The organism is Priestia sp. D51, assembly GCF_053345675.1.
Window position 1 is genome coordinate 15,844 of the sequence record NZ_JBLTIR010000008.1, and the last position, 19,776, is coordinate 35,619.

General features: G+C 31.6%; 25 protein-coding genes. 7 read left to right on the forward strand and 18 right to left on the reverse strand.

Going from position 1 to position 19,776, the window contains the following annotated elements; all coding sequences use genetic code 11:
- Window positions 1–56: 56 nt before the first annotated feature.
- From ACNHOZ_RS23780 to ACNHOZ_RS23790, 3 genes are all read right to left on the reverse strand, one after another.
- Window positions 57–1,142, reverse strand: a complete 1,086-nt coding sequence (locus ACNHOZ_RS23780; protein WP_098113941.1) for a DUF4030 domain-containing protein — start codon at window positions 1,140–1,142, stop codon at window positions 57–59.
- Window positions 1,126–1,653, reverse strand: a complete 528-nt coding sequence (locus tag ACNHOZ_RS23785) for an RNA polymerase sigma factor (RefSeq protein ID WP_182031610.1) — start codon at window positions 1,651–1,653, stop codon at window positions 1,126–1,128. The genes ACNHOZ_RS23780 and ACNHOZ_RS23785 overlap by 17 nt, the downstream gene beginning before the upstream one ends.
- Window positions 1,654–1,994: 341 nt before the next feature.
- Entirely contained in the window at window positions 1,995–2,549 is a 555-nt protein-coding gene (locus ACNHOZ_RS23790) for a helix-turn-helix transcriptional regulator (RefSeq protein WP_053074095.1), read from the reverse strand.
- A gap of 374 nt (window positions 2,550–2,923) precedes the next feature.
- Here ACNHOZ_RS23790 and ACNHOZ_RS23795 point away from each other — a divergent pair, with 374 nt between their 5' ends.
- Together ACNHOZ_RS23795 and ACNHOZ_RS23800 are read left to right on the forward strand one after the other, a co-directional pair.
- Complete coding sequence (locus tag ACNHOZ_RS23795) at window positions 2,924–3,106, forward strand: hypothetical protein (protein WP_048022071.1); 183 nt, start codon at window positions 2,924–2,926, stop codon at window positions 3,104–3,106.
- 90 nt (window positions 3,107–3,196) lie between these two features.
- Window positions 3,197–3,598 carry a hypothetical protein gene (locus tag ACNHOZ_RS23800; protein ID WP_421545583.1) on the forward strand — a complete coding sequence of 134 codons (402 nt, stop codon included), beginning with the start codon at window positions 3,197–3,199 and terminating at the stop codon, window positions 3,596–3,598.
- A gap of 126 nt (window positions 3,599–3,724) precedes the next feature.
- On the opposite strand, the gene ftsW is transcribed toward ACNHOZ_RS23800, so the two are convergent.
- From ftsW to ACNHOZ_RS23820, 4 genes are all read right to left on the reverse strand, one after another.
- Window positions 3,725–4,915 carry a putative lipid II flippase FtsW gene (gene ftsW, locus ACNHOZ_RS23805; RefSeq protein ID WP_311265557.1) on the reverse strand — a complete coding sequence of 397 codons (1,191 nt, stop codon included), beginning with the start codon at window positions 4,913–4,915 and terminating at the stop codon, window positions 3,725–3,727.
- Between the two features lie 43 nt (window positions 4,916–4,958).
- Window positions 4,959–5,213, reverse strand: coding sequence for a hypothetical protein (locus ACNHOZ_RS23810; RefSeq protein ID WP_048022065.1), 255 nt, complete (start codon window positions 5,211–5,213; stop codon window positions 4,959–4,961).
- Between the two features lie 57 nt (window positions 5,214–5,270).
- Complete coding sequence (locus ACNHOZ_RS23815; RefSeq protein ID WP_421545584.1) at window positions 5,271–5,660, reverse strand: hypothetical protein; 390 nt, start codon at window positions 5,658–5,660, stop codon at window positions 5,271–5,273.
- 467 nt (window positions 5,661–6,127) lie between these two features.
- Window positions 6,128–7,036, reverse strand: a complete 909-nt coding sequence (locus ACNHOZ_RS23820) for a hypothetical protein (RefSeq protein ID WP_421545585.1) — start codon at window positions 7,034–7,036, stop codon at window positions 6,128–6,130.
- A 149-nt stretch (window positions 7,037–7,185) separates the two neighbouring features.
- Between ACNHOZ_RS23820 and ACNHOZ_RS23825 the strand changes: the two genes are divergently transcribed.
- Window positions 7,186–7,665 (forward strand): hypothetical protein, encoded by a 480-nt coding sequence (locus ACNHOZ_RS23825; RefSeq protein WP_226556652.1) that lies wholly within the window; start codon window positions 7,186–7,188, stop codon window positions 7,663–7,665.
- Window positions 7,666–7,866: 201 nt separating this feature from the next.
- Here the strand turns inward: ACNHOZ_RS23825 and ACNHOZ_RS23830 are convergent, their stop codons facing one another.
- On the reverse strand, window positions 7,867–8,289 hold the full coding sequence (locus ACNHOZ_RS23830; RefSeq protein WP_421545586.1) for a helix-turn-helix domain-containing protein: 423 nt from the start codon (window positions 8,287–8,289) through the stop codon (window positions 7,867–7,869).
- Window positions 8,290–8,758: 469 nt separating this feature from the next.
- Window positions 8,759–9,025: a SunI/YnzG family protein gene (locus tag ACNHOZ_RS23835; RefSeq protein ID WP_421545587.1), complete on the reverse strand. Its 267-nt coding sequence runs from the start codon at window positions 9,023–9,025 to the stop codon at window positions 8,759–8,761.
- 169 nt (window positions 9,026–9,194) lie between these two features.
- Between ACNHOZ_RS23835 and ACNHOZ_RS23840 the strand changes: the two genes are divergently transcribed.
- Complete coding sequence (locus ACNHOZ_RS23840; RefSeq protein WP_043981794.1) at window positions 9,195–9,386, forward strand: hypothetical protein; 192 nt, start codon at window positions 9,195–9,197, stop codon at window positions 9,384–9,386.
- Window positions 9,387–9,443: 57 nt separating this feature from the next.
- Window positions 9,444–9,698 (forward strand): hypothetical protein, encoded by a 255-nt coding sequence (locus ACNHOZ_RS23845; RefSeq protein ID WP_226556650.1) that lies wholly within the window; start codon window positions 9,444–9,446, stop codon window positions 9,696–9,698.
- 83 nt (window positions 9,699–9,781) lie between these two features.
- Here ACNHOZ_RS23845 and ACNHOZ_RS23850 read toward each other — a convergent pair whose 3' ends face one another.
- Window positions 9,782–10,570, reverse strand: a complete 789-nt coding sequence (locus ACNHOZ_RS23850; protein ID WP_226556649.1) for a helix-turn-helix domain-containing protein — start codon at window positions 10,568–10,570, stop codon at window positions 9,782–9,784.
- A 246-nt stretch (window positions 10,571–10,816) separates the two neighbouring features.
- Here ACNHOZ_RS23850 and ACNHOZ_RS23855 point away from each other — a divergent pair, with 246 nt between their 5' ends.
- Window positions 10,817–11,092 (forward strand): DUF5316 family protein, encoded by a 276-nt coding sequence (locus ACNHOZ_RS23855; protein ID WP_226556648.1) that lies wholly within the window; start codon window positions 10,817–10,819, stop codon window positions 11,090–11,092.
- A gap of 199 nt (window positions 11,093–11,291) precedes the next feature.
- Here the strand turns inward: ACNHOZ_RS23855 and ACNHOZ_RS23860 are convergent, their stop codons facing one another.
- From ACNHOZ_RS23860 to ACNHOZ_RS23875, 4 genes are all read right to left on the reverse strand, one after another.
- Window positions 11,292–11,759, reverse strand: coding sequence for a DUF6773 family protein (locus tag ACNHOZ_RS23860; protein ID WP_226556647.1), 468 nt, complete (start codon window positions 11,757–11,759; stop codon window positions 11,292–11,294).
- Window positions 11,756–11,953: a helix-turn-helix transcriptional regulator gene (locus tag ACNHOZ_RS23865; protein ID WP_264195338.1), complete on the reverse strand. Its 198-nt coding sequence runs from the start codon at window positions 11,951–11,953 to the stop codon at window positions 11,756–11,758. The genes ACNHOZ_RS23860 and ACNHOZ_RS23865 overlap by 4 nt, the downstream gene beginning before the upstream one ends.
- 293 nt (window positions 11,954–12,246) lie before the next feature.
- Window positions 12,247–12,768 carry an HAD family hydrolase gene (locus tag ACNHOZ_RS23870; RefSeq protein ID WP_367018643.1) on the reverse strand — a complete coding sequence of 174 codons (522 nt, stop codon included), beginning with the start codon at window positions 12,766–12,768 and terminating at the stop codon, window positions 12,247–12,249.
- A 13-nt stretch (window positions 12,769–12,781) separates the two neighbouring features.
- Complete coding sequence (locus ACNHOZ_RS23875; RefSeq protein ID WP_394555688.1) at window positions 12,782–13,558, reverse strand: metallophosphoesterase family protein; 777 nt, start codon at window positions 13,556–13,558, stop codon at window positions 12,782–12,784.
- A 56-nt stretch (window positions 13,559–13,614) separates the two neighbouring features.
- On the opposite strand from ACNHOZ_RS23875, the gene ACNHOZ_RS23880 reads away from it, so the two are divergent.
- On the forward strand, window positions 13,615–14,286 hold the full coding sequence (locus ACNHOZ_RS23880) for a LysE family translocator (protein WP_328253122.1): 672 nt from the start codon (window positions 13,615–13,617) through the stop codon (window positions 14,284–14,286).
- A gap of 429 nt (window positions 14,287–14,715) precedes the next feature.
- On the opposite strand, the gene ACNHOZ_RS23885 is transcribed toward ACNHOZ_RS23880, so the two are convergent.
- The 4 genes from ACNHOZ_RS23885 to ACNHOZ_RS23900 form a co-directional block, all read right to left on the reverse strand.
- Window positions 14,716–15,906 (reverse strand): FtsW/RodA/SpoVE family cell cycle protein, encoded by a 1,191-nt coding sequence (locus ACNHOZ_RS23885; protein WP_311265543.1) that lies wholly within the window; start codon window positions 15,904–15,906, stop codon window positions 14,716–14,718.
- Window positions 15,907–15,944: 38 nt separating this feature from the next.
- Complete coding sequence (locus ACNHOZ_RS23890; RefSeq protein WP_049164752.1) at window positions 15,945–16,199, reverse strand: hypothetical protein; 255 nt, start codon at window positions 16,197–16,199, stop codon at window positions 15,945–15,947.
- A gap of 647 nt (window positions 16,200–16,846) precedes the next feature.
- The gene (brnQ, locus tag ACNHOZ_RS23895; RefSeq protein WP_048018814.1) at window positions 16,847–18,199 is read right to left on the reverse strand and encodes a branched-chain amino acid transport system II carrier protein; all 1,353 of its coding nucleotides are present in this window, start codon (window positions 18,197–18,199) and stop codon (window positions 16,847–16,849) included.
- 702 nt (window positions 18,200–18,901) lie between these two features.
- Window positions 18,902–19,756: a helix-turn-helix transcriptional regulator gene (locus ACNHOZ_RS23900; RefSeq protein ID WP_255906690.1), complete on the reverse strand. Its 855-nt coding sequence runs from the start codon at window positions 19,754–19,756 to the stop codon at window positions 18,902–18,904.
- Window positions 19,757–19,776 lie beyond the last annotated feature (20 nt).

Here is a 19,776-nt window from a genome sequence, read left to right on the forward strand (position 1 = left end):
AAAAGAAGTACCCTGAGAAATAGTGAGCCTAATCCTCAGGGGAGGAACCCGTCTATTTAATTTAGTTTTTTCTTTCCTTTAGCGTAAATAATGATTTTATACGGATCACCTTTTATTTTAGCCTTCATGTCATCTGTTTGAAGGAATTCATCAATAATTCCTTCGAGTTCATTGGCAAACTGTTTATTCTCTTCAGAATTGCTTAATGAAGTATAGATCACTACTTGTGGCTCAGGATGAACGGAATAACCAACCATCTTCACATGATATTTTTCTTTCCCTAATAAATCTTCTCCAACGTCACTAATAATGTTTCCCCATCGCCCGTTTTGTTCTTGCTTTTTTAAGTTAATTTTATATACCTTTATAGGTGTTTTTTCTTCGTTGTTTTCAACAAGGACATCTTTAATTACTTGTTTAATCTCTTCGATATGTTTCTCAGTATCAAGTACTTCTAGAGCTACTCTTGCATCTGAGTCAAACCCTGCTATGCTAGCATCTAACACATGATAATTACGTTTTTTTAATTCAGCATCAATCTCTTGGTTTATTTTGTCGTATTTTTCTTGGCGAGGATCAGGTTTATACTTGTCTTGAGTAACATCATACCTTGTAACTTTAACTTTATACGTATCGTATTTGCGTGCTGTTAAGATACCCTTTGTAATCTTATATATATCTTCTTTAACGTCTTTGAAATATTTCTCTGAGCCACCCACATGCACCTCAATCTGTTTCCTGCCTCCATAATAGGTCTGTCCTAGAAGGTCAATTTTATAACCCTTTTCTCTTAACGTATTAATAATTTCAGTACCTACAGACTCTCTTTTAAAAATCTGACCCAAATAAGGTATTTTAGCAGCCACTTGAGCCATTGCTGGAGAAACAAATGCTGAACTAATGAATGCACCACTCAAAATAACAAGTGCAATACCACAGTACACAACATTTCTTAGAAGGTGATTTTTTTTCATAGGTAATATATCGTTTCCAGGCTTTATTGATTCTGATCGCTCTAATTGATCAATGGCTTCTAGAAGTCGCTGCTTCTGTTTTTGTTTTTGATTTGATTTCCAGACCAAATCCTCATTCAGTTTTTCTAGTGAACTATCATCCATAAAAGAATTAAATCGTTTCTTCATATATATATCCGTCCTTTACTAACTGCTTTCTCAAAGCAGGAATTGCCCTGAACTGGGTAGACTTTACTTTGCTTTCAGACCACCCTAAAATGGTCGCCGTATCCTTAACAGAAAAACCTTGAACTTTTCGCAATAAAATAACCTTTCTGTGTCCGTCTTTCAGCTTTTCTAACGCTTGATACAGCTCTAGAGAAGTTTCCTTAAGCTCAATCATCTCTTGAGGTAAGCGATTAGGGTCTGTTTTTGATAGAATAAAATCTTTCAAAAGACTTAAAGGTTTCTGTTTTCTAAAATAATCAATGGTGACATTATGCGCAATGCGGAACAACCAAGTCTTTTCGCTAGAATTTTGCTGAAAGGAATCGTAAGAGAGGTAAGCTTTCACGAAGGTTTCATGCGTCAAATCTTCAGCTTGCTGATAATCTTTCACCAGCATTAAAATAAATTTTAATATGGCGTCGCTATGGTCGTCATACCAACGCTCGATTTCGTCTTTTTTTATATTTTCCAATATCCTGACCATCCTTTTAACCAATATTCGTTACTTAGACGAGAGTTTTTCAAAAAAAGTTGTGTTTTTTATACAAAAAATAAAAAAACTCTCTTATTTGAGAGTTTTTAATAAAGATCTTCATACTTTTCCGTACCTGTTTTATAAAATGAAAATATAGATACATTTTTTAAAACTTTCATTTATGCAATAGGATTGTGCGAAATTGCTATGTAAAGATTGCATAACTGGTGCAACCTTTGAGTAAACTACTTGAGAAGTCTTTCAGGACTCCACTTACAACCTAATATTTATCAGTAGAAAAAGCCATCTTCCCCAAAGATGGCTTTTTCGCCTTTTATTTAAGCTTTTAGTTGCTTAACTCCTTCTTTTACGTTCCATACAATAACACCAAACATAATGAGTATGATTAAAATACTACCACCACTAACTAATATAGAATTAGGTGTCTGTGTTCCAGCTAATTTTGCAGATATGTAATAACTGATTCCTATCACGATAAGGGTCGCAGTTGGTATTAAATGAGATATAAATGCTCTTTTTCCATGCTGCTTCATTTCTTTATAGCCAAATATTAGTGTAATAAGTGGAAAAACAATTGGAGCAAAAAACAAACTAAAATAGTTTAATGCAGACAAAAGACTACGATTAGAGAACATACCTGTTCCTCCCTTTACTTTAATTTTACCTTGCAAAGAATGATCACCTTTTATTAACTCATCAAGACTAATTTCGAATAGTTCACTGAGCAGGATTAGATTTTGAATGTCCGGGTATCCTTTTCCACTTTCCCATTTATAAATTGCTTGTCTGGTAACATTCATTTTTTGACCTAACTGCTCTTGTGAAAGATTTTCGTTTTTACGTATCTTTCTGATTTGTTCAGCAAGTTTCATCTTAACTGCCTCCTTCACATTCAGTTTATGATTTTAATCAATATAAAGCTATAAACCCTTGGTATACATGTGACAACGCTTAGTTTACATTGAGAAAAAGATCACTATTTAGCAAAAAACATTCGCTGAAATAAAAATATGATTTAAAAAAGTTGTTGTAGAAAACAACTTTTTTAAATCATATTCATTTCCTTATTATACCACTAGAAAGAACCGATATATGGTGTCTTTTGAGGAAAAACGATCATAAATAGCTAGTTACCATAATGTGCGCTCTAGGAAGTTTGAATTAGTTTTCCACTTTAGTAATTTAGATTAAAAGATAAATGTTACCATTAATAATACAAGAATATTCTAGGAGGTATTTTAAATTAATGGATAAAGAGAATAAAAACAGCATAAATGATGTTGAAGATCATTTAAATAAGGTTTCAGGAAATCCGACGAAAATCAACACATCAGGAGTTCCTAAAGGAATACGTATAATAGGATACTTTTTTATAACATTTTTTGTGTTATTGATTTTAACTGCTTTTTTTACTTCAGTTCTTAAATAAAACGTTAGTTTAAATATATATGTCTAAGTAAAAAAGATAGTGACGTGTTTATAAAAGTTTAAAAATTAATACTTTGAAGGGATTAAAATTGTGAAAAAATTATTATTTATTCTTAGCATTGTAATAATAGTCCTTATTATAAATGGACGCAGTAATAACTCTGTAAAGGCAATAAAAGCAGATTATGTTGATATTGGTTTAGGGCAAAGTTTATATGAGGGATATGATAAAGTTGAGCGAGAAAGGGTTCAGTCGCTTGTTAATTCATATAATCAAATCGAATATATAGGACAAACCAACCAACAACTGAATCTTGATAAGACAATATCAATAACATTTGTCTATCATGATAAAATTTCAGGAACTTTAATGATAGATGATAAAGGGATTTGTCATACAGATGATAGCGCAAAAAACTATCAAATTGCTTCAAACAACGATACATATGAACAAGCTTTAAAGATATACAAAGATTTGAAACAAGAGTATTAAAATTATGGAATATAAAAGCAGAAAGTATGGATTTTTTTAAAAGCTACGTGTATCACAAACAGGGTTACGGATTATGCGAAATAAAAAGTGGCAACTTCTCATACCAAGTTGCCACTTTTCATAACTTTAAATACTTTTTAACTTGTTTTGTTTAGGTACTTGATTCTTGTATTTTTTCTCGTAATTAGTAAACATCGAGATATTTGTTAGCACTCCCATTGCTAGCATTAATAATGTGAGGGAAGAACCACCAAAGCTTACAAAAGGTAATGTTACACCTGTGATAGGAAGAATACCTGTTACTGCTCCAAGGTTAACAAATGCTTGAATACCAATCATAACTGAAATACCTATAGCTAATAATGCTCCAAATGGATCGTTACACCTTCTTGCTATTTTTAGTCCTTGTAAAATAATAAAAAATAGTAACCCTAAGACAAGAAGTACTCCCCAAAAACCTAACTCCTCAGCAATTACAGCCATAATAAAATCCGTATGTGATTCAGGAAGATAACCAGCTTTTTGAATACCTTGTCCCAATCCTTGACCTTGCAGCCCACCAGTTCCTATAGATAAGTAAGAATTAACAAGTTGATACCCATCTCCCTGTTGATCTCTAAAAGGATGTAAAAACCCTGTAAAACGGGCTAAACGAACAGGGGAGAATACCGTATCGATATGACCTGTTACTAATAAAACAAATAGCATAACAATAACGCCTATTACTCCTAATAAGGCAATCTTTATCATTGATTTTCTTGAGATACCTGAACACAAGACAATCGCTGCGACAATACCCAAGATGAGGAGAATACCACCATAGTCAGGCTGCATCGCAATCAAGAAACAAATAAAAAGTACAATGACAATAGGTGGAATAATAGAACGCTTTAAATCATTGATATACTCTTGCTTGTTCGTAAAGACAGCTGCTAAATATACGATAATTGTGAGTTTGGTTAACTCTAATGGTTGTATCCTAATTGGACCAAGTACGAGCCAACTTGTTGCATTTCCGGCTGTATGTCCAAAAACAAGTACCAAAGCCAAAAGTGCAATGACAGCTACTAACAAGATTTTTAATATTTTTTTGTCTTGATATATTTTATAAGGAATAAAAGCTGTCACACAAAAAAAGAAAAATCCTGCTATAAGAGCAAGTTTTTGCTTTTGATAAAAGTAATCTCCTGCTACTCCATATCGACTAATAGCCGTTACCATGCTTGCACTGTAGACCATTACCAAACCAATAAGGCATAGAACGACTAAAGCCGCGATGAACTTGTAATCATAACACCTTATAATTTTCTTTAACATAAAACTTCCTCATTTCTTGCAAATATAGAAAATCACAATACTTTTAAAAAAAGATACTTAATAAATTATATAAACCAAACCCTGAACTTGCTGCTATTGCCGTGATCCCTGTTGCTTTATTTCTGGTAGTTAAATAATAGTTTACGGCATGTAGTATAAAAGCAATGGAGACAACTAATATAGCTGCTTCGTACCACACAGAACTATTTAAATACCACCCTAAGCTCATAAAAATAAGAAGAAGAGCTAAAGAGATACCTCTTATTTTACTTTCTGTAATAACATCTACGTACTTCATATAACACTCCTATTATTCTATGGAATTACGTTTTTTTACTTTTGTGCTAGCAAATAGTTAAACTTCCTTTAAAAATGGACTACTTATTAAGGTATATCTAGAAGTAAAACTCTTATAAGAGATCTCTGTGAAAGTATTTCCTTTTTTTATTAAAAGTGTGTGATGTTTATCGTCTTTTTCTGTTAAGGTGTACCCTTTCTTTTTCATCATTTCGATGTATGTATCTAAATGTCCTTTAGGTACTAGATACATAATGTTATTATCAACATCTGTCGTTTCAGCTATATCTTTATCTTTAAATTCTAATTGGTACATCGCTTTAGCATTTGCTATAGGTCTGGTGTCACCAAAGATATGCTCCCAGTTAATAAAGATAACGGAGAGTACGATAATGGTTGATATAAGAATAGCTAAACATAATACCAAAATCTTTTTTGCTTTATCCATTATTTCGTTCCTTTCAGAGTTAATTACTAATGTCATTTAGGAAATAAACACATACAATTATTACATAAATTAGAAAATATTTAAATTTATATTTTGAAATATATTTAATTCTGTTTTTTTCTTTGAAAAATATCTTGTTTTGGATGCACAAAAATAAGCAATGCACCATTTTGCATGCATTGCTTATCCTTTATAAATTGCTTCGTAAACTACATATGCAATGAACAAAGCTATAAAAGTAATTCCTATTTCTATAAACAATCCACAGATTATACCTTCAACACATATTTGGCCATTATAAAAAGACACTCCCACAGTTAACATCCTATATAACGACGTTAAAGTATATGTTTGTATGTGTCTTTCTAGTTAACATAAAACGGCTTCTAAGGAGCGTCAAAAACCCACTTCAGGGTCTCATCTTATTATGAAGTGGGTTTTATTTTAATTAATATATAACGTAACTTTTAAATTTTAGTGTTAGCAGCGTCGAGGTCAACTACATCAGGAACATTCTCATAAGCAGAATTAGCATACTCTTGAAGTTTTTTTAGAAAAAGTAGAATCTCTGTACCTTCCATTTTGGCATGAGTAAGATGAAAAATATTATCTTTCCCAATATTAAGCTCATCTTCTGATAAGTATAAAGGCAACGTTCGGAATACATACCAGGGATAATAAAGAGAGATGAATGTTTCTCTAAAATAAATTCCATTTTCACCAATAATAATACCGTCTGTCTTCTTTAAAGGAAACGTACATAAAAAAGCAACAATCTCTTTATTAGGTTGTAAATTAAAATACTTTATTATTTTCTTTTTCAAATCTGAAGGAATATGCTGATTTACTAACAGGCCATTATTAGGCTCAAAAGCTTCTTCATATTTCTCAAATAATGTACTTATATTCATCAAGTCATTATACGTTACAGAAGAAGAAACATTGTGCGGTTTTACAAGTAATTCGTACGAATATTCGTTTAAGAAATCTCTTATACTTGTTAAAAGTTCTATAAATAATGGGATTGGATACGTATTTCCTCCACCTATTAAACATGCTTTTCTATTGTCGAAATGAACTTCGACATTATTTTGAACTGTAATTTGATTGACTTTACCGAATTCAGTCCATTCAATATTGCCTAATTCACCACTTAGATTTTTCCACCTTAACCCCTTATCGGTAAAACACACACCAATTTTCCCCAATCCAAATATCGTACAGTCGAGAAAAGCAACTACTTCTTCATTATTTGAAATGTTAAACCTTTTATTTGCCTTGGATAAAATAGAGAGAGGAATTTCTTCAATAAAAAATTTGTCTTGCTGATACCTTGAGCATAATTCGGTTAAATAATTGAATTTTATATTGTGCATTTCGACAATCCCCGTTCATTTTAATAAATATTTCCAATATCTATTAAAACACAATTTTTAACTTTTATTCCATTAAAGTGAAAAAATTAACTGCAATGTAGTAAAATAAATATGTTATATACTGTAATTTATAGAGGAGGAGTCATAGTTTGAAGAGGGTTTTAACTATATTACTATTATTGCTTATTATTACCGGTTGTTCGAATGGAAATGATAACAAATTAAAGTGGTTTACAACGCAGGATAAAGCTATTAATCAAGGGATTAAAGACGGCGATCTAAATACAAAGGAAAATATTGTTGGAGAAATGAAAGAAAATGGTGAAACATTTGTTTTTTACAAGTTAGAAGAAGAAAATAAGGATATAGTCATCGGTATAGCTAACATAGCTAAGCAGAATGGTAAGTATGCTTGGTACAGAGAGAGCGCAAACATTGGAATTAAGAGTGGTAATAACCCTTCTACTCCCGTAAGTTGGGATACAGAAACACAATCAGGAAAAAAATTCACTGCTTATACAGGAACAGCAGAGGACAAAAATATACCAATTGAAACAGAAGGCGGTGAAGTTACACCGAAAATCAATGAAAAGTTTGGTGTTTATTATTATATTGAACCTCGTAAATAAATCTACTTTTATAACGCATTCATACGATTCTTGTTACACATAAATATTTTCTTAGAGTTTGACTATATTTTGGGAGTATTTATCTTGAAAACATAAAAAATGACCTTATCAAGTTAAATGTATACCATATACACAGCTAGTCAATATAATACACCTTATCGGTAGAAAAAAAGCCTTTAGCTTCAGTCTAAAGGCTTTTTCTCACTTTTCTTTCTTAAAATCCTTTTTTATAGTCCAAAACATTTTCTTAAAATCATCATAAAGAAACATCGTTAAAAAACCTAATATTGTAATACCTGCTGAAAATGTACCTAAATCTAAAAATAATCCTACAAATACAAGAATGATACCAATTAAAAAACCAGGATCAGATAAATCCTCGATGTTGTTCTTTTTTTTATCTATTACTATTTTTTTTTGAAAAGAATGGTCATCTTTAATTAATTTATCTAACGTTATATTGTATAAATCGCTCAACTTAATAAGGTTTTCAATATCAGGATATCCTTTATTATTCTCCCACTTATATACAGCCTGCCTAGATACATTCATCTCTTGAGCTAATTCTTCTCTAGACATGTTTTTTTGTTCTCTTAACTTTTGTAATTGTTCTCCTAATTCCATGTACCATCGCCCCCTCATGTACCACCTTATAACATTTATGGTGTAACTACCACAAACGCTTAGTAACACTGTGTAAACCATTGGTTAACAGAGAATAAATTATAGGAATAGCTTCCGAAATCGTACAATATAAACATCAACTTTAAATAATCACAGTTATCGGAAATCAATAATAAAAGACGCTTAGAATATCAATTCTAAGCGCAGGTATCTACATTTGTTTAGAAGTCTTAGATTCATTATTATTTCTCCTTTTCAATTCCATCAGAAGAGCAATAATCCCAATTAATCCACTTGTCGTAAAGAGGTAAGAAGCAAATGGTATTGGTTCATTTATTAATAAACCTCTGATTCCAAAAATAAACAGAATAATATTACTGATTAAACCAATCACAACTCTAATATTTTTGCTAATGTTTTCCCCCTCCTTACCGTTGAATACCTATTATATGTACATGAGAATAATTAATTATGAATTTATTCTGTTTAGTATCGTTGTTCTGTTTGTAGTGAAAAGTATATAATTTTGCTTCTTAGTTTTAATGAAAATTCGATCAGTTGTTCCATAGGGAGGCCCTATACGGATTGCATCAGCGTCTTTACCTCCATACGTATTGTCTTCTGTAACTTCAATAATATCTTCTAGTGGAATATTAAATTTAGCAAGTTGCCATTTTATAATTAATTCTTTTTCTGTTTTCTTTACATCGATCCCAACTGTAAATATATTAAACATCCCCTTTTTTCCTTATAATTACATTTTAACATAATATAAGGATAGGGAAATGAATGAATATCGTATACAAAGGAAGTTAACACAATGGATTTTCTAGATACCCTTTTGTTATTTATTGGTTATTTTGTTATATTATTTAATAGTTGCAAATAATGAAGGGGGACGAAGAATGAGTGTACTAATAGTAAGTATTATCATTATTTTATCGATCATTGCGGACTATTTTATTTTCGACTATGACGATAAAAGATGGGGCTGGCTAAAAGGACGTTCTAAACGTTTAAGAATAGGAATTATTAGTTGCTACTTAGTTATGTCGTTTATTATTTATTTTGCTTTAAGCCTTAAATATATTTCGTAAGGTTTAAAGCTCTTTTTATGAGGTGAAAAAATTAAAAGTAAACGGGAGGTAAATACTTTGTTAACCTTTATAGCAGGATTGTCTCTTGTGTGGGGAATTATTATTTTCTACTCATCTCTATTTAAAATGAAAAAGAATGATTACAAGAGTGAAAGCCCTATTGGAGTAAGTGGTTATATTGAGCTTGAAGTTTTAATTAAATTATGGAACAGGTTCCCAATGCGTATAGCAAAAACATTAACCATTCTAACAGGTTGTTCTTTTATAACCTTTGGAACACTAGCCCTGTATACGATATACAAAGTTAGTTAACATAAGCAACATTCTAGGTAACCTGTATTTTGTAAAAAGTAAGCAGACTCATTGAGACATAACTGTTCAATGAGTCTGCTTATTTACATCTCTTCTAATTTCTTTTTTCCTTTCTTTAAAAGTTTAAAGCTTAATCTATTTACATGCTCTTCATTATTTACTAACAACGTATACGAATAAAGAATAGGGAGTGTTCGAAGTAGGATATATGAGCTTATAGCAATCATACCCAAACAGAAGGGATAATAAGGAACTAAATCTCCTGAAACAATGCCCTTTCTTTCAAATAAGAAAGGCATTACGCCTGCTGCTAATAAACAAAATCCTACTACCATTACAACAGCATACTTCTTTTTAGTATGATTGTATTTTAAAGATAATTCTTTGAGATGATGATGATCCAACAGCAAAGGTTCTTTACTAAGTACCTTATACTGATGTCCTCCTAAAAAAACGGTAGAAACGATAACGCCTACACCAAATGTAGCAATTAAAATAATTAAAAATGTAGAAAGTGCTTTGTTTTGGTCAAACAACCAGTAAGGTATGCTCGATAGGATGAGTAAGCTAATCCCTAGGGATACATATTTGTATGCTTTTCCTTGATAGGCTAAAAACCCTTCAGCCATTTCCTTACTTACATAATAGCCTTTTTCACGGGTACTCTCTTGCACTACTGTATCTTTTAACAAATAATCAATTGAGACTTCAAATATATTTCCTAACATTAAGAGCTTTTCAGTCTCGGGAAAGCCCTGGCCATTTTCCCACTTACTAATCGCCTGTCTTGTTGTATTTACCTTTTCGGCTAAAGCTTCTTGTGAGAGACCTTTTTCTTTTCTTAATTTAAAAAGTTTTTCACCAAATGTCATATAATAATGACCTCCTATCTTTCGATAGATTAATCATCTCAAATACAACGCTATTTTTCCATCTTATTACAGATGAACATTATCAACTTGTAGTTGCAATCCTGTTATGTGGCTACTTTTATGTATGGTTTCTTAAATAACATATAAAGTGAGTTAACATAATGGATTCTCTAGGTACGCTCTCACAAAAAAGAAATATAATGGTAATATATAGGTGTATTACTTTTAAAAAAGAGGGATTATCAAATGAAAAAAGGACTCATAACGGGCGTAATTGCACTACTTATCGTACTATCTATTTCTTATTTTTCAGGAATTTGGAGTTTTACTTATTACTTATGTGGAGCTATAGGATTAGTATCTATAGTGCTTTCTGTAGATTTTTTAATTTATAGTTTAGGTAATAAACGATTATCAACCTCCGACAGAAAAAAACATAAAAGTCGTTTAGAGGATTCTAAAAAGTTTATTTCAATTGCTCTTCCTAACTTAATAGCAGTATTGATCTATATAATAAACTAATAAAAAACAGCACTACCCCATTTGAATGGACAGTGCTGTTTTTTTATTGGCTGCTTTTTTATTTAAATGGATACGATGTGAAAATCTAGTTACCATAATTACAGTTAGTTATTGGTATAAATAAAAAGAAAACGCCTTTTACTGCAAGTTTTCTTTTTATGCTTATATTATTAATCTTAAATAAACATAAGCAATGTTTCTATATTTCACTCTGTTTTTTATTTCTGAATAAATACGTCATCCCGTACGTAATAATGAAGATAACTATAAAAACACCAATATTCTCAATCCAATTTAGTAAGCCTGAAGGAATTAAGCTTTCTTTTAAGATAACCTTTCTCCATATCACAAAGAGTGCAATACCAAGTAAAGTAGAAACTTCCTCTGCTCTATTTTTCTTTTTCTCATTTTCCTCTAATAAGTCATCTTTAGTTATTCTCATTGTAATTTGTCTAGCTCCAACGTAGATTATGTAAATAATTAAAATGAATAGACTCATACCCCATTCACTCAACGGATGGCTTAATACCAGACCTCTAATGATTACATCTAGTGCTGACAATACAGCAATAAGAAACCCTGCTTCAGCATAAGATCTGTACTCTAACGCTTGAACTCTTTCATCGTCATGTTCTGTAATACGTAGTATTTTTTTGAATTTATTCATTGCTCTCTCTCCCAAAATAGTTCGTCTAGAGTCTTATCTAATGTTTTTGCAATATCAATACATAGTTTCAGTGAAGGATTATACTTACCAGCTTCAATTAACCCAATCGTTTGTCTAGTGACATTTACTTTACTAGCCAAATTTTTTTGAGTTAAGTTCTTCTCTATGCGTGCAATCTTAATTCTATTAACCAAGATAAACCCACCTCTTATCTATATGAAAATCGATGTAAGATATATATTACTTTACGCAATTTATATCTTACATCGATTTTCAGTTTAAAACAAGTAAAAGTTAAAGTCCACTGGTATATTTCGACCAATGGACTCTAATATAACTTACATTAACTTTTTCGTTTAGGTTAGTTTACTTACAAAATTTTAATTAAATAAGTTCTTTGTTTTAATGCATACCGTATGCAAAGCTATTTTACATAAAACGGCTTATAGGAAACAAAAAAAGCCTTTTAAAAGGCTTTTTTTAAAACTTAACTCGTATAAATATTATTTCTTTCTTCAATTTCTAATATAATATCGTGTAAATTCTCCATAGAACTCATTACATAATCTGCATGATCAAAATTCGTATCTTTAGATTCTTGAGAAAAAAATATGGTTTGCATTCCAATTTTTTTTGCAGGGATAATGTCTTTATTATAATCATTGCCTACCATAATACATTCCTGAGGAGTAAAGCCTAAAGTCTGAACAATCTTACTAAAAAAATCAAGACTAGGTTTTGAAAAGCCCAGTTCTCTAGATGTAAAAAGATATTGAAAATATTGTTGTATATCAACACGCTTTAAAGCCATTCCTAATAGTTCTGAATTTGAGGCCCCGGCATTGGAAGCTACACAACATATGTAGCTCTGACTAACAATATGTAAAGATTTACTAACGCCATCTACGATCTCTACATATTCCCAATCAGCCATTGGTCCTTCATATTCAGAAAAATCTTTCATAAGGGTATCCCCCCAATCAAACACAATTGTTTTAATCTTAGGCATTATTTTCTCCTCCTTAAAATCTTCCCATTCTCAAAGCATCTGCCCAATCTTGACGCTGATTTATTTCTGCCATGGCAGCTGCCTTTTCCCATTGATATGGAATACTGATTTGATCAACTAGCCAATTAGCTGATTTCTTTTCAATAATTGTATAGTTCGCATGAGGAGATCCGGATTCCATTCTATGAGGTATCGGTAAATCATCTATGTATGCGGGAAGTCCTACACTACCAGGATTTATAATTAATTTTCCATTTGGTAAATAGAGCGTTCTTGGAATATGACTATGACCACATAATATAACGTCTTGTTCCACGTCTTCTAAATTATTTATAATATCTTTTGAGCTTTTTAAGATTGCTCCTTCTTCCGTCATTTCTTCTAATAAATATATTTTGTCGGAATTAGGTGTACCATGACATAAAAAGATATCATCCATAATTAAGCTACTAGGATGCTGTTTTAACCATTCGAGAGCCTCTGTAGTTAGGCTACGTTTCACATAATTAACTGTAGATGAAGAATCATCGTCTGATGAATCAAATATCATTCGATCACAATTCCCCATAATATGTGTAATATCATGCTTCATTAATAGTTTAAAAGTTCCAATGGGATCTAACGGTCCATACAAACTATCACCTAAATTAAATATAGTATTGATTCCACGATCTGAGATATCACATAATACAGCTTCTAATGCTAAGCTATTTCCGTGAACATCTGAGATAATAGCTATTTTTTGCTTCAATAAATACAACCTCCTTCCTTTATATGTTTTATTATACATAATATTGAATTTTATTCCATAATTTAATATAATAATAGGGGTTATATTGCAAAAAAATGAATATTTATAATAAATTAGGAGAGGTTATTTCTTTGGTTACTTTATTTTTAGCAAATGTATTATTAGGTCTCTCTATCGCTCTACCTGTGGGTACAGTAACAGTGGAGATGACGAAACAGGGATTAAAAAATGGATTTATGCATGGTTGGATTGTAGGTCTCGGTGGTATGACCATCGATTTACTTTTAATTATTCTTCTCTATTCAGGACTAGCTAATTTTTTGGCCACACCCGTTATCCAAATTATTATGTGGTTAGTAGGAGCCTTATTTTTATTATATATAGGGTATGACAGCATCAAAAACGCAGATCATGATATCTCCAGCCCTGGAGAAAAGGTAGAAAAGTCCTTTAAGTCCTCTTACTTAAGTGGTTTACTAGTAGCTATTTCTCCAAGTAATTTAATTTTTTGGTTAAGTGTTTTTGGTACAGTACTAACGAACTCTTTCGAGACAGCTAGTTCTTTTCAATTTTTAATTGTAGGTATAGGTATTATAGTTGGAATTCTTATTCATGATTTAGGGTTGATGACACTGGTAGCTGGTACAAGACGCATGTTAAATACACTTTATATTAAATGGATATCCGTGGCAGCTGGATGTGTGCTAATTGGATTTTCTGTGTATTTCCTTTATAAATTTATCGAAAATATGAAGATGTATTTTTAAATTAATTATGCATATGATATACATTGCTAGTTTACATAAACACTCTTTTCGGAACCAAGCAAGCAAAAGAACCCTTGCGGCAGTAGGGTTCAGCTAAGGATTCTTTTGCTTGAGTATGCAGCTTTTTATACACCGTTGATATGACGATGATCTTCAGGTGTGTGGTTGAAGAAAGAATGTATAAAAAGCGCTCCTTTTATACATATGCAAAAACAAGAAAAATATATATTTATTGGTAAAATATGATATAATTTAGTCGTTGTAGCATTCATTCTTCAACGAGCATAAAAAGCAACCTCGCTTGCCAATTGTCGAGGTTGCTTTTTATTTTGTTAACTATGTTAAAGTAACAATATCTTCGCTCTTAAAATATGTTATTCTTGAATAAAAAAAAGGCGTCTTATAAAATAAGACGCCTTTTTCCTCGGTTTAAACACTCTTTAACTTACGTTGTTTAACTAATTCACCCTTATGTTTTTCTTCGAACTTATTAAACATAGAGATATTAGTCAATACGCCCATAGATAACATTAATAATGTGAGAGAGGATCCACCATAACTCACGAACGGTAAAGTTACACCTGTAATAGGTAAGATACCAGTTACTGCTCCAAGATTCACGAATACTTGAATACCAATCATAACTGAAATACCTATAGCCATTAATGCTCCAAAAGGTTCTTTGCACTTCTGTGCAATTCTTAGCCCTTTAATAACAATAAAAAATAATAAACCCAAGACGATAAGTACACCCCAAAAACCTAGTTCCTCTGCAATAACAGCCATGATAAAATCTGTATGAGATTCAGGTAGATAACCAGCTTTTTGTACACCCTGACCTAGACCTAGCCCCTGTAGCCCACCGGTTCCTATAGCCAGATAAGAATTAACAAGCTGATAACCATTGCCTTGCTGATTTTCGAATGGATGTAAGTATCCTGTAAAACGAGAGATACGTACAGGAGAGAAGACGGTGTCAATATGGCCAGTTACTAATAAAACAACAAGCATAACTCCTATGCCTACTACCCCTAACATTGCAATTTTCAACATTGATTTTCCAGAAATACCAGAACATAAGACAATGGCTGCAACGATTGCTAAAATAAGAAGAATCCCACCATAGTCAGGTTGCATAGCAATTAAAAAGCAAAGGAAAAAGACAATAAGAATAGGTGGAATAATTGCACGCTTTAAGTCATTTATATATTCCTGTTTATTTGTAAAAACAGCTGCTAAATAGACAATAATTACGAGTTTTGTTAATTCCAATGGCTGTATTCTAACTGGACCAAGTACAAGCCAACTTGTTGCATTTCCTGCCGTATGTCCAAATACAAGTACCAGAACTAACAGGGTAGTTATTCCTCCTAATGCAAGCATCAAGAATTTTTTTTCTTGGTACATCTTATAAGGAATAACGGCTGTAACGCAGAAAAAGAAAAGCCCTGCTAAAAGTGCAAACTTTTGTTTTTGATAAAAGTAATCACCCGTGAATCCATATCGAGCGATAGCTGTTACCATACTAGCACTGTAAACCATAATTAAACCAATAATACTTAAAACAACTAAGGCTATGATAAACTTATAGTCATAACACTTTAAAACCTTTTTAAACATAGAAAGATCCTCATTCCTTGCAATATAAAAATATGTTTTTAAAGAAAAACTCTCAATAAATTAAACAACCCAAAGGTTGAACTTGCTACTATAGCCATAGTACCTACTGTTTTGTTCCTTCCTGCTAAATAATAATGTAAACTATGTAAGATAAATGCAACTGAGACAACCATGATGACTGCCTTGTACCAAAAAGAACTATCTAAATACCATCCTAAACTCATAAAAATAAGTAGTAGTACTAAAGATATTGTTCTTATTCTACTTTCCGTGACAACTTCTACGTACTTCATATAACACTCCTACCATCAAATAAAATTCCTATCATATGGTTAATTACCATGTATTAACCATAAATGTAAACGAAGTTATAATTATACCATAATAATTCCTTAAATAAGCTAAAGTATGTTAGCCAAAAATATAATAGTCATTTTGTATATAGGTTGTTCGTTAGCAGTCAACATACTCGTATATCAGAGCAAGCGAAAAAACTCCTTTTACCATCAGGAGTTTAAAAAGCCTTCTTATTATAGCTTAGTGCATAAAAAGTAAACCTTTTATACATATCACAGTTTAGGAAATGATTTTGGATTCAGATATGATACGATGTTAAATAACTGATTCAGCGTCTTAACATACATTTAAAGATGCAGTCCGTAAAGGTATATGTTTACGGATAATTTGCTTATATAGGAAATCTATTATTTTTCCGTTCATTTAAGTTTAAAGATAATTTATGAACGTTCTGTTTAAAATATAGACTTTTACAAACTGTTTTTCTGCATAATATACATATTGATTTAAATTCCCTATAAAAATGCAAAAGAAGAGACGTAGTCTAAATATATATAGGGAATTCATAAAAAGAGTCTTTGACTTATAAAAAGTAAAGACTCTTTTTGGATTTGTTTTATTTAAGATAATTAGAGTAAGATTATCATTTGTTTAACCTTGTTGATTTAGAAGTGAATGGCTCTTTATTTTTAAACATGTTAACTCCATAACCTGCAAGGCCTCCTATAATTGCAGGTAATATCCAGCCTAGTCCAATATGGTAAAGAGGAAGATAGTGAGTAAATAATTGATTAATACCAGGTATGTGTAAGCCAAAATCATTTAATCCATTTACTACACTTACAACAAACGTTAAGAATAGGCTACCTTGGTATACTTCAGCACATCCTCTAAATAAAGAATGAAGGAAAGTCAAAAAGATTAGAACAATTGCTAATGGATAGAGAACTGTTAAAACAGGAACTGAAAAAGAAATTAATTGATTTAATCCAACATTTGCGATTATTGCGCTAAACAAGGATAAACTAATCGCAATTTTCTTATAAGAAATAGATGGTAATAATTTATGGAAATAAGAAGAGCATGCCGTAATAAGCCCCACACTAGTTGTCAGACAAGCTACTGTAATCATTAAGCCTAGTAGTACTCCTCCATATTCTCCAAAATAATAATCAGAAACTTTCGCTAACACCGCACCACCATTATCTAAATGCCCAAGCTTTTCTACACTTGAAGCGCCCATATATGAAAGGGCAGAATAGATAGTTGCAAGAATAATAGCAGCGATCCCCGTAGCTTTTAGGCAAACAGTGATAATTTGTTTCTTTGTTTTAGCGCCTTTCTCTTTAATTGCATTGATAATAATGATTCCGAAAACGAAAGATGCAAGAGTATCCATTGTTAGGTATCCTTCTTGGAACCCATTAAAAAAAGAGTTTGTTATATATTTCGCTGTCGGTGCTTGAAATCTTCCAATAGGATGTATAAAAGCAACTAGAACTAAAATTCCAATGAATATTAATTTAATCGGCGTTAAGAACTTTCCGACAATATCGACAATTTTCGCAGGATTAAGAGAAAAAAAGCATGTAATACTGAAAAATATAATAGTAAATACAAGTAAAGCTACAGAACTAGAGCTTTCAGAAATGAATGGCTTAAGTCCGATTTCAAAAGAGACGTTACCTGTTCGTGGGATAGCAAATAAAGGTCCAATAGCTAGATAAAGAACAGTTGTAAAGACTAACCCAAATACAGGATGCACGCGACTTGCTAATGATTGTAAATCTTCTTTTCCTGAGAATCCAAAAGCTAGTACACCAAGTAAGGGTAGGCCTACTCCAGTAACTAAAAAACCAGCATTTGCTGACCAGATATTTATTCCGGCTGACTGACCAAGCATAGCAGGAAATATTAAATTTCCAGCTCCAAAAAATAACGCAAATAACATTAAACCAATGATTACTATAAAGGAAAATGGCACTTTATTTGACACGGTAAAACCCCCATTAATCACATCTTAAAAGATTAAATTTTCAGATAATTCAGATTGTAAATCACTTATCTTTTTTGTATTATAAACAGTTAACTTACATATTTCAATATATAAATTAAATTTTTTCAGAAAAATTAAAAATATATAAATTTCCCATTATGATCTCGTGATTTAAATGAGAATAAGATTAGAAACAAAATTTTTCATTCAAAACGCGTACATTGATTGCCCTAGAAGCAACAATATGGAAGTTAGAGAAAACATAAGACGTATTCGTAATGCGTATATTATTCCATCATTGGATTTAAGTAAATAGCATGTAAGTAGCTTAAGAAAGTATTATTACAAAATCTATAATGTTTTTTAGCATAAACTGAATTTCTATAAATCAAAACAGCCATCTAATATATATTTAATTCTCAAGAAAAAGATTTTGATTTTCTTTTTATTTGTCTTAGGAGTACCGGTAATCAAACTTATGTAAACTCAAAAAAATAAGCCTATCTTTAAAGAAAAAAGCTACTTCCTTACCTGTGGAAGTAGCTTTTTCTTAAGAATCTCATACATGAAGAATAGTAGGAATTGGGGTTCCTATACTCTTAGATCGCTCAAAAATTTTAATTTTATGCTTTTATTTTGAGTGAAAAATCAGTATAGAAGCCAGAGACTGTCACCTTAATTTGCTTGCTATAATAAAAATTTTTATAATTTCTCTATAGAAATTCTTTTCATTAGTCTTTTTAATTTATTTTCTGTATCTGTTTCCTCTACTGGTGTGTAGATACTACACCGCAAATCCATATCCCCTTGAACTTGAAGGGAAGTTAAATTAAATAACATTTTCCCTGCTTTGGCATGTCTAAATTCAATAACCATTTCAGGAGCTTTACTCACTTGGCTTTCATTCCATAAGGCCTGGAATTCTGGATGTAAATGACTCATCTGACTAATAAACTGGTTGTACCATTCATCACCTAAATAGTGTCCATAATAGGTACGGAAAATAGCAAGAAAACCTTTCGCAAAATGCTCCCAATTGACAGCTAATGCTTTCAATTCTTTTCGGGCGAACACTAATTGAATTAGATTTCTTTGATCATTTGGAATTTGTTCGAAATCTAGAAAAACATGAGCTGCTGCGGGGTTCCATCCTACAATATGGCAATGGCGATCTGTCACGATAGTCGGACAATAAGTTAATTCAGCGAGTATTCGATTTAGAGAAGGGCTAAGCTCTAATTGATCTTTTTTTGGATGAACAATTTCTAACTTTGTTTCTAATGCTAAATCATATAAATAGTCTCTTTCATCGCTATTTAGTTGTAGAGCTGTAGAAATACAATCAAGCACAATCGAAGAAACTTTTATATCTCTTCCTTGCTCTAACCATGTGTACCAAGTGGTACTTACCCCTGCTAATTGTGCAACTTCTTCTCGTCTTAATCCGGGTGTCCTTCTTCGGGTTCCAGCTGGTAACCCAATAGACTCTGGCTTAATTTGAGCACGTTTAGCTTTTAGGAATGTAGACAGGGCCTCAAGCCTAGTTTTATCGTTCATTTTTAAAACTCCTCATCATA

Coding starts and splice junctions, on each gene's coding strand:
- ACNHOZ_RS23780 (WP_098113941.1), bottom strand. CDS start 1,142: ATGAAGAAACGATTTAATTCTTTTATGGATGATAGTTCACTAGAAAAA.
- ACNHOZ_RS23790 (WP_053074095.1), bottom strand. CDS start 2,549: ATGAAACTTGCTGAACAAATCAGAAAGATACGTAAAAACGAAAATCTT.
- ACNHOZ_RS23795 (WP_048022071.1), top strand. CDS start 2,924: ATGGATAAAGAGAATAAAAACAGCATAAATGATGTTGAAGATCATTTA.
- ftsW (WP_311265557.1), bottom strand. CDS start 4,915: ATGTTAAAGAAAATTATAAGGTGTTATGATTACAAGTTCATCGCGGCT.
- ACNHOZ_RS23810 (WP_048022065.1), bottom strand. CDS start 5,213: ATGAAGTACGTAGATGTTATTACAGAAAGTAAAATAAGAGGTATCTCT.
- ACNHOZ_RS23815 (WP_421545584.1), bottom strand. CDS start 5,660: ATGGATAAAGCAAAAAAGATTTTGGTATTATGTTTAGCTATTCTTATA.
- ACNHOZ_RS23820 (WP_421545585.1), bottom strand. CDS start 7,036: ATGCACAATATAAAATTCAATTATTTAACCGAATTATGCTCAAGGTAT.
- ACNHOZ_RS23830 (WP_421545586.1), bottom strand. CDS start 8,289: ATGGAATTAGGAGAACAATTACAAAAGTTAAGAGAACAAAAAAACATG.
- ACNHOZ_RS23835 (WP_421545587.1), bottom strand. CDS start 9,025: ATGTTTAATATATTTACAGTTGGGATCGATGTAAAGAAAACAGAAAAA.
- ACNHOZ_RS23840 (WP_043981794.1), top strand. CDS start 9,195: ATGAGTGTACTAATAGTAAGTATTATCATTATTTTATCGATCATTGCG.
- ACNHOZ_RS23850 (WP_226556649.1), bottom strand. CDS start 10,570: ATGACATTTGGTGAAAAACTTTTTAAATTAAGAAAAGAAAAAGGTCTC.
- ACNHOZ_RS23855 (WP_226556648.1), top strand. CDS start 10,817: ATGAAAAAAGGACTCATAACGGGCGTAATTGCACTACTTATCGTACTA.
- ACNHOZ_RS23860 (WP_226556647.1), bottom strand. CDS start 11,759: ATGAATAAATTCAAAAAAATACTACGTATTACAGAACATGACGATGAA.
- ACNHOZ_RS23870 (WP_367018643.1), bottom strand. CDS start 12,768: ATGCCTAAGATTAAAACAATTGTGTTTGATTGGGGGGATACCCTTATG.
- ACNHOZ_RS23875 (WP_394555688.1), bottom strand. CDS start 13,558: ATGTATAATAAAACATATAAAGGAAGGAGGTTGTATTTATTGAAGCAA.
- ACNHOZ_RS23880 (WP_328253122.1), top strand. CDS start 13,615: ATGAATATTTATAATAAATTAGGAGAGGTTATTTCTTTGGTTACTTTA.
- ACNHOZ_RS23885 (WP_311265543.1), bottom strand. CDS start 15,906: ATGTTTAAAAAGGTTTTAAAGTGTTATGACTATAAGTTTATCATAGCC.
- ACNHOZ_RS23890 (WP_049164752.1), bottom strand. CDS start 16,199: ATGAAGTACGTAGAAGTTGTCACGGAAAGTAGAATAAGAACAATATCT.
- ACNHOZ_RS23900 (WP_255906690.1), bottom strand. CDS start 19,756: ATGAACGATAAAACTAGGCTTGAGGCCCTGTCTACATTCCTAAAAGCT.